The organism is Syntrophorhabdaceae bacterium (genome assembly GCA_036504895.1).
GTDB lineage: Bacteria > Desulfobacterota > Syntrophorhabdia > Syntrophorhabdales > Syntrophorhabdaceae > PNOM01.
Map to the genome: position 1 here is coordinate 1 of DASXUJ010000125.1, position 12,410 is coordinate 12,410.

The 12,410-nt window shown below is 52.2% G+C and carries 13 protein-coding genes; 6 read left to right on the plus strand and 7 right to left on the minus strand.

Features of this window, described 5'->3' with window-relative positions:
• Positions 1-28 precede the first annotated feature (28 nt).
• From pssA to VGJ94_17695, 6 genes are read right to left on the minus strand one after another with little or no spacing between them, the layout of a single operon-like run.
• The gene (gene pssA / locus VGJ94_17670) at positions 29-796 is read right to left on the minus strand and encodes a CDP-diacylglycerol--serine O-phosphatidyltransferase (GenBank protein HEY3278449.1); all 768 of its coding nucleotides are present in this window, start codon (positions 794-796) and stop codon (positions 29-31) included.
• 56 nt (positions 797-852) lie between these two features.
• The gene (locus VGJ94_17675; protein ID HEY3278450.1) at positions 853-1,512 is read right to left on the minus strand and encodes a phosphatidylserine decarboxylase family protein; all 660 of its coding nucleotides are present in this window, start codon (positions 1,510-1,512) and stop codon (positions 853-855) included.
• The gene (gene ilvC, locus VGJ94_17680) at positions 1,509-2,507 is read right to left on the minus strand and encodes a ketol-acid reductoisomerase (protein HEY3278451.1); all 999 of its coding nucleotides are present in this window, start codon (positions 2,505-2,507) and stop codon (positions 1,509-1,511) included. The genes VGJ94_17675 and ilvC overlap by 4 nt, the downstream gene beginning before the upstream one ends.
• Positions 2,488-3,027, minus strand: a complete 540-nt coding sequence (ilvN, locus tag VGJ94_17685) for an acetolactate synthase small subunit (protein ID HEY3278452.1) — start codon at positions 3,025-3,027, stop codon at positions 2,488-2,490. The genes ilvC and ilvN overlap by 20 nt, the downstream gene beginning before the upstream one ends.
• 9 nt (positions 3,028-3,036) lie before the next feature.
• Entirely contained in the window at positions 3,037-4,728 is a 1,692-nt protein-coding gene (gene ilvB / locus VGJ94_17690) for a biosynthetic-type acetolactate synthase large subunit (GenBank protein ID HEY3278453.1), read from the minus strand.
• Complete coding sequence (locus VGJ94_17695) at positions 4,729-4,941, minus strand: hypothetical protein (GenBank protein ID HEY3278454.1); 213 nt, start codon at positions 4,939-4,941, stop codon at positions 4,729-4,731.
• Positions 4,942-5,480: 539 nt separating this feature from the next.
• On the opposite strand from VGJ94_17695, the gene VGJ94_17700 reads away from it, so the two are divergent.
• From VGJ94_17700 to VGJ94_17720, 5 genes are all read left to right on the plus strand, one after another.
• Positions 5,481-7,037, plus strand: coding sequence for a glycosyltransferase family 39 protein (locus VGJ94_17700; protein ID HEY3278455.1), 1,557 nt, complete (start codon positions 5,481-5,483; stop codon positions 7,035-7,037).
• Positions 7,027-7,956 carry a glycosyltransferase gene (locus VGJ94_17705; protein HEY3278456.1) on the plus strand — a complete coding sequence of 310 codons (930 nt, stop codon included), beginning with the start codon at positions 7,027-7,029 and terminating at the stop codon, positions 7,954-7,956. Before VGJ94_17700 ends, VGJ94_17705 begins: the two co-directional genes overlap by 11 nt.
• Positions 7,953-8,888 carry a formyltransferase gene (locus VGJ94_17710; GenBank protein ID HEY3278457.1) on the plus strand — a complete coding sequence of 312 codons (936 nt, stop codon included), beginning with the start codon at positions 7,953-7,955 and terminating at the stop codon, positions 8,886-8,888. Before VGJ94_17705 ends, VGJ94_17710 begins: the two co-directional genes overlap by 4 nt.
• The gene (locus tag VGJ94_17715; protein HEY3278458.1) at positions 8,885-9,922 is read left to right on the plus strand and encodes a bifunctional UDP-4-keto-pentose/UDP-xylose synthase; all 1,038 of its coding nucleotides are present in this window, start codon (positions 8,885-8,887) and stop codon (positions 9,920-9,922) included. Before VGJ94_17710 ends, VGJ94_17715 begins: the two co-directional genes overlap by 4 nt.
• 118 nt (positions 9,923-10,040) lie before the next feature.
• Entirely contained in the window at positions 10,041-10,961 is a 921-nt protein-coding gene (locus VGJ94_17720; protein ID HEY3278459.1) for a polysaccharide deacetylase family protein, read from the plus strand.
• Between the two features lie 55 nt (positions 10,962-11,016).
• On the opposite strand, the gene VGJ94_17725 is transcribed toward VGJ94_17720, so the two are convergent.
• Entirely contained in the window at positions 11,017-11,724 is a 708-nt protein-coding gene (locus tag VGJ94_17725; GenBank protein ID HEY3278460.1) for a GntR family transcriptional regulator, read from the minus strand.
• 215 nt (positions 11,725-11,939) lie between these two features.
• Here VGJ94_17725 and trpS point away from each other — a divergent pair.
• Positions 11,940-12,410: tryptophan--tRNA ligase (gene trpS / locus VGJ94_17730; protein ID HEY3278461.1), on the plus strand; the 471-nt coding region annotated here is incomplete at its 3' end.

Below are 12,410 nucleotides of genomic sequence, written 5' to 3' on the forward strand. Positions count from 1 at the left end.
AATTGTGAGATCGGCATCGAAGGAAACATCAACGACCATCTCGATCTGATAACGCTTCTTTCTGGTGATGAGACTCACTCTCAAGAGTGATTTTCTTTCTCCTCAAGAGGGTATAGACCGGCCCTGAAAGTGCGTACAGAATGGGCCCCGCAAAAAGGCTCACCTGGGGCTCGATGGCAAAAATCACGAGGAGCATGATTGCCACCACCGTAGAGCGGAAGGGCCTGCCTTTGAAAAAGCCCATGTCTTTAAAGCTGTAGTAACGGACATCGCTCACCATCAGGAAGGCCAGGATATAGACAAGGAAGGGCATGGCGCCCATTTTCAGCTCTCCCGAAAAACCGAGCCACCCGTAGAACAGAACGCTTCCTGCGATCACCGAGGCGGCTGCGGGAATGGGAAGGCCGAGAAAATGCTTCTTTTGCGCGTTGTCTACCTGGACGTTGAAACGGGCGAGCCTCAACGCCCCGCATGCCACAAAGAGAAATGCCGCGAGCCAGCCGAACCTTCCGTACCCTTTCAATGCCCACATATAGGCAAGCAGACCCGGTGCGACCCCGAAGGCGATCACATCGGAAAGGGAATCGAATTCGACACCGAAGCGGCTGCTTGAATTGGTCATTCGCGCGACCCTGCCATCGAGCATGTCGAAAACTGCAGATATGAATATGGCGATCGCCGCGTGGCTGAATTTCCCGTCGATCGTCGCGATCATCGAATAAAAGCCGGCAAAGAGACTGCACGATGTAAGCAGGTTAGGGAGAATATATATGCCTTTACCTTTTCTTCTTCTCATTTTCGTCCCCCTTTTCACGGAAGGCCCTTGCGTAAATCCGGTCCTTCCATCGGTTTTCAGGACAGCGTCCGGACTCCCTCCGGCTTCTTTCTCGCCACCACCGTAATCCCGGCCCTGACCCTCTCCTGTAAGTCTACCATGGGTTCATATCCCTTTGGAAGGTAGATGTCGACTCTCGAGCCGAAGGAGATTATCCCCACGGGCTGCCCCTTCTGTATCTCATCACCCGGCTTGACCCAGCACGTGATACGACGGGCCAGAAAGCCGGCAATCTGGACGATGAGGACCCTTTCCTTGTTGTTGTCGAGGAGGATAAAATTCCTCTCGTTCACCTGATCGGTCTCCTTCTTGAATGCCGCCGCAAAACCGCCGTCCCGGTGCTGTACCGTGACCACCCTTCCCGCGCAGGGGGCCCTGTTCACATGGACATCGAGGGGAGACATGAATATGGCTATCCTCTTCCGCTCTCCGTCGAGAAATTCCCTGTCGATCACATCCCTGATCTCCATTACCCTGCCGTCAGCGGGGCAGAGGAGGGCGTCGGGCTCATCGATTGCAGTACGCTTCGGATTACGGAAAAAAAAGACAAAAAATACCAGAAAAAGGAAACATATCAGCGAGAGAGTCGGGTATCGGAGCATCGCAAAGAGTGCAAAAAGAAGAAAGGAAGGGACTATGAAGCGCAGTCCCTCCCTTGCAATTAACGATCCTCTCAACCTTTTCTCCTGATCCATCCCATCATGCTTCGTAAACCGGCGCCCACCTTCTCGATGAGGTGCTCGTTCTCGATCCTGTTGAGGGAATTGTAAACGGGTCTTCCGCACATATTCTCCATGATCCATTCGCGGGCAAACTCGCCGGTCTGGATCTCATCGAGGATCTGTCTCATCTCTTCTCTCGTATCTTCGTTGATGACGCGCTTGCCCCTCGTGAGGTCGCCGTACTCGGCGGTATCACTTATGGAATAGCGCATATAGGAGATGCCTCCCTCGTACATGAGGTCCACAATAAGCTTGAGCTCGTGGAGGCATTCGAAATAGGCGATCTCAGGCTGATAGCCCGCTTCGACGAGGGTATCGAATCCCGCCTTAACCAACTCTGCCGCGCCACCGCAAAGGACTGCCTGCTCGCCAAAGAGGTCGGTTTCCGTCTCCTCCGCAAAGGTGGTCTCCAATACTCCGGCTCTCGTTGCGCCTATGCCTTTCGCGTATGCCAATGCCTTCTTCTTCGCCTTTTTCGATGCATCCTGATATACGGCGATAAGGGAAGGCACGCCTGCGCCTCTCTCATACTCGCGCCTTACGAGGTGCCCCGGGCCTTTCGGCGCTACCATTATGACGTCCACATCGGCAGGAGGAACTATCTGGCTGTAATGGATATTGAAGCCATGGGAGAATACGAGGGTCTTACCCTTCTTCAGGTTCTGTTTTATCTCTTCATTGTAGAGCTTTGCCTGGAGGTTGTCCTGGGCAAGTATCTGAATGAAACCCGCGTCCTTTGATGCTTTCGCCGCGCTTACAGGTTTGAAGCCATGGTCCTGGGCCAGTTTATAATTCGCGGTCCCCTCGAGCTCGGCCACGATCACCTCGACTCCCGAATCCCTCAGGTTCTGAGCCTGGGCATGTCCCTGGCTTCCGTATCCTATGATTGCGACCTTTACGCCTTTTAAGACGCTTAAGTCCGCATCCTTGTCATAATACATCTTGGCCATCTTCTTCTCCTCCTTTGGAATGTTTTTCTCTCATCTTGACGGTCTTCTCTCCCCTCATCATGGCGATGGGGCCGGTCCTCACCAGCTCTTTTATGCCGAGAGGCTTTATGAGGGCGAGAAAAGCCTCTATTTTGGCTTCATCGCCTGTTATCATTATCGTATATGTCTTGGGCGATACGTCGATAATGCGGCCGCGGAAAATCTCCACCATGCGGAGCACCTCTTCCCGCACCTTTTCGTCGGCGCTCACCTTTACGAGCACCATCTCACGGGAGACATAATCGGTTTCTTTAAAATCGATTACCTTGATCACGTTGATGAGCTTGTTAAGCTGCTTGAGCACCTGCTCGATAATGGCGTCATTTCCCGATGTTACAATAGTCATGGTCGAGATCGTGGGATCAAGTGTTTCAGCCACGCAAAGGCTCTCTATATTGAACCCCCGGCCGCTGAACAGCCCCGAGACCCTCGAGAGCACCCCGAACTCATTCTCCACCAGTACGGACACTATATGTCTCACCCACACCTCCTAGACAAGAAGCATTTCCCGAAGCGGCGCCCCCGCGGGCACCATGGGATAGACCGACTCTTCCGGATTGACCATGACATCCACGAAGGTGGGACGTTTGTTTCGAAACGCCTCTTTCAGCGTCCGATCCACATCTTCTTCTTTTTCTATCCTGTATCCGGCAGCGCCGTAAGCCTCCGCTACTTTTACAAAATCGGGGGCGTAATGCATCTGCGTCCACGTGTATCTCTTCTCATAAAAAAGCTCCTGCCACTGCCGCACCATTCCCAGAAAACGGTTGTTGAGTATCACCACTTTCACCGGAAGATTATATTGCACTGCCGTGGCAAGCTCCTGGATGTTCATCTGAATGGAGCCGTCCCCGGCCACATCTATTACCAGGGAGCGGGGAAAGGCCACCTGGGCGCCGATGGCCGCCGGAAACCCGAAGCCCATAGTCCCGAGCCCGCCGGATGTAAGGAACGTTCTCGGTTTATGGAATTTATAGAACTGGGCGGTCCACATCTGGTTCTGCCCCACTTCGGTGGTGATGATCGCCTGTCCTTTGGTGATCTCATGAATCCTCTCGATCACGTACTGGGGCTTTAAGGTGCCGTCTTTCAAATAAGTCAGGGGATACTTGCTCTTCCACCCCTCCGTTTCGCCGATCCACGGGGCGACGCGGGAAGGATAATCCTTGAAATCGTCCTTGTCGTGGGATGCGATCTCAATCATCTTCTTGAGCACATTCGCCGAGTCGCCCACGATAGGCACGTTGACCTTGATATTCTTACTTATCGATGTGGGGTCAATATCTATATGAATGATCTGCGCCTGGGGTGCAAATTCGTCCACCTTTCCCGTGGCCCTGTCATCAAACCGGGCGCCCACGGCAATGATAAGGTCCGAATTGGTGATTGCCATATTCGCCGCATAGGTCCCATGCATGCCGAGCATGCCGAGGAAAAGGGGATGTTCTCCGGGAAAGCCCCCAAGTCCCATTAGAGTATTGGTCACAGGGATGGAGAGGAGTTCCGCGAACTTGCGAAGGTCATCGGACGCACCTGACGAGATGATGCCGCCGCCGGTATAGAGGACGGGCTTCTTGGAGGCGGCAACAAGCTTCATGGCCTTCTTGATCTGGCCCGGATGTCCGGTATAGGTGGGTTGATAGCTCCGGATATTCACCTTGTCAGGGTATTTGAACTCAGCCATTGCTGCGGAGACGTCTTTCGGTATATCGACAAGCACCGGGCCCGGTCTTCCCGACGCGGCAATGTAAAAAGCCTCTTTCACAATCCTGGTCAGGTCCTTCACGTCTTTCACGAGGTAGCTGTGTTTCGTGCACGGCCTCGTGATGCCTACGATGTCCGCTTCCTGGAAGGCATCGTTTCCTATGAGCATGGTCGGTACCTGGCATGAAAAGATGACAATGGGGATCGAATCCATACACGCGGTGGCAATGCCGGTCACCGTATTGGTCGCCCCGGGGCCGGAGGTAACGAGACAGACTCCGGTCTTTCCCGATGCGCGTGCATATCCATCCGCCGCATGCACTGCCGCCTGCTCGTGGCGTACCACCATCTGGACGATGTCCGAAGAACTGAGCGCATCGGTGATGTTGAGGGTGGCACCGCCGGGATAACAAAATATGGTGTCGATGCCCTCTGCCTTCAGCGCCTCCACAAAAATGTGGGACCCGCTCTTTTTCAATTAACCCTCACCCTTTTTCAACTCTTCGGCTGCCTTTTCCATGAGGTCCTTAAAATAAAGTTTCTTCTTTTTCAGGACCTTTACCTCCACTTCCTCTTCTTCCGTCAGATAAGTCTTCTTGAGAAGCATCTGCAAACGGTTATCGAGGGCAGTGTGCTGTTCCTTCGCATTTTTGTATACCTCTTCTTTGGTAGGCTCACCACGGTTCGTCATTCTCTTGTCTCCTCAAAAATCGAATTCCCGGTTAGACGCCCGCCTTTCCAGGACAGACCCGGGAATCTCGTGTTGACCGGCCACGCCCCGTTTATACAGGGCTTCCCCTTGCTATGCTCTTCGCTTCGGCGTATGTGAATCGTCGCTGCCATTCAGCCATCTGTATTGTACAGGATTTATGGGGGCGCAAAACGCCTTTTTCGCTCAGGTTAACTGACTAGTATGGTATAAAAAATATTAATAAAAGTCAAATAACTTCGTGCGCAAGGGAGAGGGGGAAGACATCTCCCTGTCCCCGATTGTTCCCATTATGGGGTTCCCATTTAAATTGCGCGGCTTCCCGGACATGGTCCCCCATCCGAAATGTCGGTTGAAAACTTTATAAATGGCTGATATACTTGGCTACTTCGATATAAATAATCGACGTTCAGGAAAAGTTTATTGAAAAAAGTCGGATATTGGAATATAAAACTTGCTTAAACTACCGGCCTTTTTATGGCGGTGACGGCAAGCGCACATCGATTGCTCATCCTTTATTTATGAAAACAAAAATACTGCTGCTCCTCATCCTTTCAGGCATCCTGTTCTTCAATAACCTCGGCGCCACTGCGCTTTGGGACCCCGATGAGCCGCGCCAGGCGATAATGGCCAGGGAGATGATGGAGCGCCATGATTACATCCATCCTTATCTTAACGGAAAGCCTTACCTCGAGAAGCCGCCTTTTTACCCGTGGATGATAATCATTGCCTCAAAAATAAGCGGTTCCCTGAACGAATTTTCCTCCCGGGTCCCTGCCGCGCTCTCCGCTACAGGTCTCGTGCTCGCCACCTTCTGGGCAGGCTCGGTAATGCTGAGTCCCTGGGGAGGATTTCTGGCTGCCTCCATTCTTGCCACAAACTACCAGTTTCTTTCCAATGCCCGCGAGTCGGTCATGGACATGACCTTCGCCTTTTTTATCGGTCTTACCATAGTGCTCGCCTACCTCGCTATGACGAAAGGGAGGAGGATACTTTTTATCCTCGCCTTCCTCCCCGCCGCCCTGGCCACCCTCACGAAGGGGCCCGCCGGTCTGGTGATCCCCGCGGGGGTCATGTTCGTTCTCATGCTCATGAGGAAAGAAATGAAGCGGTTTTTCCTTCCTCTCGTCTTCGGCTCTCTCCTCTCTCTCGCGGCGGCTTCCATCTGGTTCTTTCTCGCCGGAGAAGCCTATATAAAGGAATTCATTTTCAGGCAGAACATCACACGCTATACGAATGCCTTCGACCACATAGAATCTTTCGCCTATTATTTTCATAAACTCTTCTTCAATTTCATGCCCTGGGCCTTGTTTCTGCCTTTCGCCCTTTACCACGGGGTGAAGAAAAAATATTGGATGCCCTTCATATGGTTCGCCGTTACCTTTCTCTTCTTTGAGATCTCCTCGAGCAAAAGGGCCATATATCTTCTCTCCCTCTACCCGGCATGCGCGCTCCTTACCGCGTTCTATATAAGAGATAAATGGAAGGACCTGGTGTCGGGAGCCGTGACGGGGTCACTTCTCAAGGTCCTCGCGTTTTTGCTGACTCTTGCTCCCCTCGCGGCCGTGGCTGCCTTTTTCATTGTGCCGAATGAGACCATCGGGGTTTTTAAAAACGGCCCCTCCATTATTTATCTCTATATCGGGCTCCTTGCCGCGGCAGGCGCCATGTTCCTCGGCAGCCTCATTAAAAAGGCGGATAAGCCGGCCCTCTACTCCTTTTTTACCTACCTTGCCGTGGCCGGGCTCTTTTACGGCGCCCTTTATATGCCTGTTATGGACGCTGCATACAAATCGCCCCGCCTGCTGACCGACAAGCTCAAGACACGCATTCAGGAAGCAGATGTCTACACCTACGGGTTCAGCTCCGCGGGCATTATATATTACGTCGGCAAACCGATTCAGACCTTTTTCAGCTTAAAAGAGATAAAAGACGGCAAACGTGATATACTGCTCATAATTGAAGACGGGCAGGATCAGTATATCCGCAGGGACCTTGAAACCCGATTTGCCGCAGTGGGAAAGGCGCGTTACGAGAGAGAATATTTTACCTTCTACGTGAGGAAAGATGGAAGATAAGCCATATATTTCGGTACTGGTTCCGGTGCTTAACGAGCAGGAATCCCTGGAGGAGCTTCAGGCCAGGCTTTTTAAAACCCTCGAGAGCACGGGCAGGACGTACGAGATCATCTATATCGACGATGGCAGCACGGACAATACGGAGCGTATCCTGGAAGATTTTCACAAAAAATATGAAGGGGTAAGGGTCCTCGAGTTCAACCGCAACTACGGCCAGCATATGGCCCTTTTCGCCGGGTTCGAGATCGCCCTCGGAGAAATCATTATCACCATAGATGCCGACCTTCAAAACCCTCCCGAGGAGATACCCAAGCTCGTGGCCAAGATGGAAGAGGGCTACGAGGTAGTAGGAACGTACAGGAAAGACCGGAAGGACTCATTCCTCCGGACCCTTCCTTCCTATTTTGTAAACAAGATTACCTCCCGTCTCGTGGGAGTGAAGCTCAGGGACTACGGCTGCATGCTCAGGGCATACAAGCGGAACATCATCGATTACATAAATATGTGTCCCGAGTCATCCAGTTTTATTCCCGCCCTGGCCGCCACCTTCGCAAAAAAAATAGTAGAGATAGAGGTGGCCCATGAGGAGAGGAAGAGGGGCACCTCCAAATATAGCCCCTTCAAGCTTCTGAGACTCAATTTCGATCTCATGACCAACTTCTCCTTGCTGCCTATCCAATTTATCGGCATCCTCGGCATGATCATTGCGATCCTCGGCCTCGCTTTCGCCGTATTCCTCGTGATCAGGCGGTTTGTGGTCGGCCCGGAATCGGAAGGTGTCTTCACCCTCTTCGCCATACTCTTCTTCTTCATGGGTATTCTTCTTTTTGCCCTCGGCGTTATCGGAGAATATATCGGGAGAATTTTTCAGGAGGTGCGGCGGCGCCCCAGATTTATCGTGAAAAAGGAATTGTCGTGAGGGTTGTAGTCTTCGCATATCACGAGATCGGCTATTCCTGCCTTAAAGAAGTTCTTGACTTCGGAGCAGAGGTATCCTGCCTTTTCACCCATGAAGACGATCCGGAGGAAGAGGTATGGTTCAAGACCCCCCGGACCCTCGCCGAAGAGCACGCTATTCCCGTGTACACCCCGGAGACGCTGAGAGACCCGAAGTGGGCCTCTCTCATCAGAGGCCTTAAGCCGGATGTGATCTTCTCCTTTTATTACCGCAATATGATACCGAAAGAAATACTCGATATCCCGACTACGGGCGCATTCAATCTCCACGGCTCTCTTCTTCCCCGTTTCAGGGGCAGGTGCCCCGTAAATTGGGTGCTCATAAAGGGTGAGACGGAGACGGGCCTCACCCTCCACTTCATGGAAGAGAAGCCTGATACGGGAGATATTGTGACCCAAAAGACCATTCCTATCTCTCCCGATGATACGGCCCATACTTTGTTCCTCAAAATGATCAAAGAAGCGGGACCCCTTGTGAAAGAAATACTTCCGAAGCTCAGGGACACGACTTTTACCCGCATGAAACAGGCCGATCTCGGACCTTCCACCTATTTCGGGGGGAGAAGACCGGAAGACGGGCTCATTTCATGGGAGAAGGACGGCAGGTCCGTATATAACCTTGTGAGGGCGGTGACCCACCCTTATCCAGGCGCTTTTACGTGGATGGACGGCAAAAAGCTTTACATCTGGAGGGCGCAGCCGGAGCTTTCAATCCCGGTGGCGGCAGGGGCACAAAGCGGAGAGGTCCTGTCGGAAAACCCTCTTCTGGTAAACGCGGGCGGTACCGCCCTTAAGCTTGTCACGGTGCAACTCGATGGAGAAGACGAGATGGGCGGCGAAACCTTCGCGGTCCGGCATAGTTTGAAAAACAGAATATTAGGAGGCAATCAGTGAGAATACTTATTCTCGGAGTGAACGGATTTATCGGAAATGCCCTGACCGCAAGGATCTTAAGCGACCGGGATTGGGAAATTTACGGAATGGACATAAGAAACGACAAGCTCGACGCATGCCTCGGACACGAGCGGTTCCATTTTGTCGAGGGCGATATTTCCATAAATAAAGAATGGATTGAATACAACGTAAAGAAATGCGATGTCATAATGCCCCTCGTGGCCATCGCCACTCCCGCCACCTATGTGCGGGAGCCCCTTAAAGTCTTCGAGCTCGATTTCGAGCAGAACCTGAATATCGTGAGGCTCTGCGTCAAGTATGACAAGCGGCTCCTCTTTCCCTCCACGTCCGAAGTGTACGGCATGTGCCCGGAAGAGCAATTCGATGAGGATGAAAGCCCGCTCGTTACCGGCCCCATCAACAAGCAAAGGTGGATCTACAGCTCATCGAAGCAGCTCCTCGACCGCGTGATATGGGCCTACGGTTTTCAGCGAGGCCTGAGATTCACCCTTTTCCGGCCTTTTAACTGGATAGGCCCGAAACTTGACGAGCTGATCACAGACACGGAGAAGGAGGGCAGCTCCCGCGTGGTGACCCAGTTTATCAGCAGCCTTCTTCTGGCCGAGCCAATACGGCTCGTGGACGGCGGTTTGCAGAAGAGATGCTTCACCTATATAGACGACGGCATAGAATGCCTCATAAAGATCATAGAAAACAGCGGCAACAAGTGCGACGGCCAGATATTCAACATCGGCAACCCCGCGAACGAAGCAACGGTGAAAGAGCTTGCGGAGAAACTGAAGGCCCTCTTCATGAGCCATCCGAGCACCGCCCATTTCACGAAATTCTCAGAGATCACCGAGGTCTTTTCCAAGGAGTTCTACGGAGAAGGCTACCAGGATATCGACCGCAGGGTCCCCTCCATAAAGAAGGCGCGGGAGATCATCGGCTGGGAGCCGAAGGTCGACCTCGATACAGCCCTCAGGAAAACCCTGGAATATTACCTGGAATCGAACCTGAAGGCGGGGTGTTGAGGAGAAGGAAGAAAAGCAGGTTGAGACTGGAGCAGAAGAGAAGGTTGAGGTTGAAGTAGAGAAGAAAGACCTGGTTACTGATGGTAATTGGTTATTCATAGTCATTAATTGAGGACATATGGTCGAGATCGGATCCCTCGGGAAGACTATCGGGGTCAAGGTGGACGTAGATACGGATGAGGGCATGAAGCACGGTGTCCCTGTCCTGCTCGATCTCTTTCATAAATATGGGATTAAGGCGAGTTTTTTTGTTCCCATGGGAAAAGACCATACAGGTCGGACCGTGAAACGGGTATTTACGCGCAAAGGTTTTCTGAAGAAGGCGGGCCGGGTCGGCGTAATCTCCACTTATGGCATTAAGACCCTCATGTACGGTCTTCTCCTGCCGGGACCGGTTATAGGGAAGAAGAACGGCGCCCTCTTTCGCAGGATCATGGCTGAAGGCCACGAAACGGGAATCCATGGGCTCGACCACGTCTACTGGCATGACCGCATAAAAGAGATGGACACAAGGAGGACGGAAAAGGAGCTTGACCAGGCTTTCACCGCCTACCGGGATCTTGCGGGAATTCCTCCCCTCTCCTTCGCGGCTCCGGGATGGATGATAAACAGCCATGCCCTCGAGTATTTTGACGACCATGGGATCGTCTATTCGAGCGATACGCGGGGCTCATCCCCCTTTTATCCCATATTCAAAGGATATCGCTCCAGGACCCTTCAGGTCCCTTCGACCCTTCCCACACTCGATGAGATGGTGGGCATCGCGGGAACCGATCAGGCCTCCCTGACCGGCCATTTCCTCTCTCTTCTCACACCGGGCCTCAATATTCTTACCGTCCACACGGAGCTCGAGGGAAGGAGATGGACGGGGGTCCTCGAATCCTTCATCCAAAATACTCTCACCCAAGGTTTTCATTATAAAAGGCTTATCGATATTGCACGGGAATTGAAGGAAAAGAGCGAAATACCCGCATGCGGGATGGAATACGGTCATATAGAGGGCAGAGCGGGCGAGGTAACTCTTCAGCGCGGGCCCTGAGGCCACAAGGACTATTTCACCACGCCCTTCCCGACCGAGGATTGCTACGGGTCTTCTACTTTATCGCGGTTCTCGCGACTCTTCTTTTCGGTCGTTGCCTGATCTTTTTCTTAATAAATCCTTTTGCCCTTATAAAGAACTTCTGGACCACCTTCTGAACCACGCGGGGGTTATTGGCTTTCATGGCCTCGATCATAACCCGGTGATCCTCTATGGCGGTCTCCACCATCCTTTCATTGCTGAAGCAGATGACCCTGTACCGGTGGATGAAATCCCTCAGCTCATTGATGACAGCCAGCAGTTTTTCGCTCTTGGCGGTTTTATAAAGGGTATCGTGAAAGAGCGTGTTGAGCCTTACGATCTCTTCCGCGTCTCCTGATTTCATGCATGCCTCTTCCTGCCTGAAGATCTCTTCGAGGGCGGCCATGTCCTGCTCCGTAGCCCTGGCCGCAGCCAGATAGGCCGCGTAGGTTTCAAGCACTCCACGGATACCGAAGACCTCCTCCACCTCTTCGGAGGTAACCATGCCGACGGCAAAGCCCCCTTTGGGTAGTTTACGGATCAGTCCTTCCTTCTCGAGCTTCTGGATAGCTTCCCTCACGGGAGTGCGGCTCGTACCCATATCGGCAGCGAGTTTCTCCTCCACGAGACGTGTATTCGGTGGCCAATTTCCGTCCAATACGTTGCTCTTCAGACGCTTATACACCTGCTCTCTGAGGAACTTATCTTTTTTTAGAGACTGCTTCTCATCGTAGTGAACCATATTCTCCTCTTCTGTAATTGCTTGAGGTTACTATATTATTATGCCAAAAAATTGTCAAGCAAATTGTATATAAAAGAACACACTCTGTGAAACGATTCCGCATACAGAATCGCTCAGGCCCATTGGATACAGATGACGCCGTCAATCTGATCCGCCTATTGATTTAGCTCCCCCATTCAGTGTAGATTTACACCATCATCGGAAGTGGAGGACAAATGCAGAGAATTTTCAGCGGGATACAACCCACGGGAGATATACACATCGGGAATTATGTGGGAGCGATCAGGCAATGGGTCGCCCTCACGGAAAAATATGACTGCATATTCTCTGCCGTCGATTACCATGCCATCACCATAGAATATCCCATCGATCAGATGAGGAAGAGGACTATAGAGACCATCGTGGTACTCCTCGCTTGCGGCCTCTCTCCGGAGAAATGTAAAATATTCGTCCAGTCTCACGTACGGGAGCATACGGAGCTCTCATGGATATTTGACTGCGTCACACCTATCGGAGAGCTCGAGAGGATGACCCAGTTCAAGGATAAATCGAAACAGCACAAAGGGAACATAAATATAGGCCTTATGGGCTATCCCGTGCTTCAGGCAGCGGACATTCTCCTCTACAAGGCAGGATTCGTGCCGGTCGGCGAGGATCAGGTCCAGCATGTGGAGCTTTGCAGAGAA

Coding starts and splice junctions, on each gene's coding strand:
- pssA (HEY3278449.1), bottom strand. CDS start 796: ATGAGAAGAAGAAAAGGTAAAGGCATATATATTCTCCCTAACCTGCTT.
- VGJ94_17720 (HEY3278459.1), top strand. CDS start 10,041: ATGGTCGAGATCGGATCCCTCGGGAAGACTATCGGGGTCAAGGTGGAC.
- VGJ94_17725 (HEY3278460.1), bottom strand. CDS start 11,724: ATGGTTCACTACGATGAGAAGCAGTCTCTAAAAAAAGATAAGTTCCTC.
- VGJ94_17695 (HEY3278454.1), bottom strand. CDS start 4,941: ATGACGAACCGTGGTGAGCCTACCAAAGAAGAGGTATACAAAAATGCG.
- ilvC (HEY3278451.1), bottom strand. CDS start 2,507: ATGGCCAAGATGTATTATGACAAGGATGCGGACTTAAGCGTCTTAAAA.
- VGJ94_17700 (HEY3278455.1), top strand. CDS start 5,481: ATGAAAACAAAAATACTGCTGCTCCTCATCCTTTCAGGCATCCTGTTC.
- VGJ94_17705 (HEY3278456.1), top strand. CDS start 7,027: ATGGAAGATAAGCCATATATTTCGGTACTGGTTCCGGTGCTTAACGAG.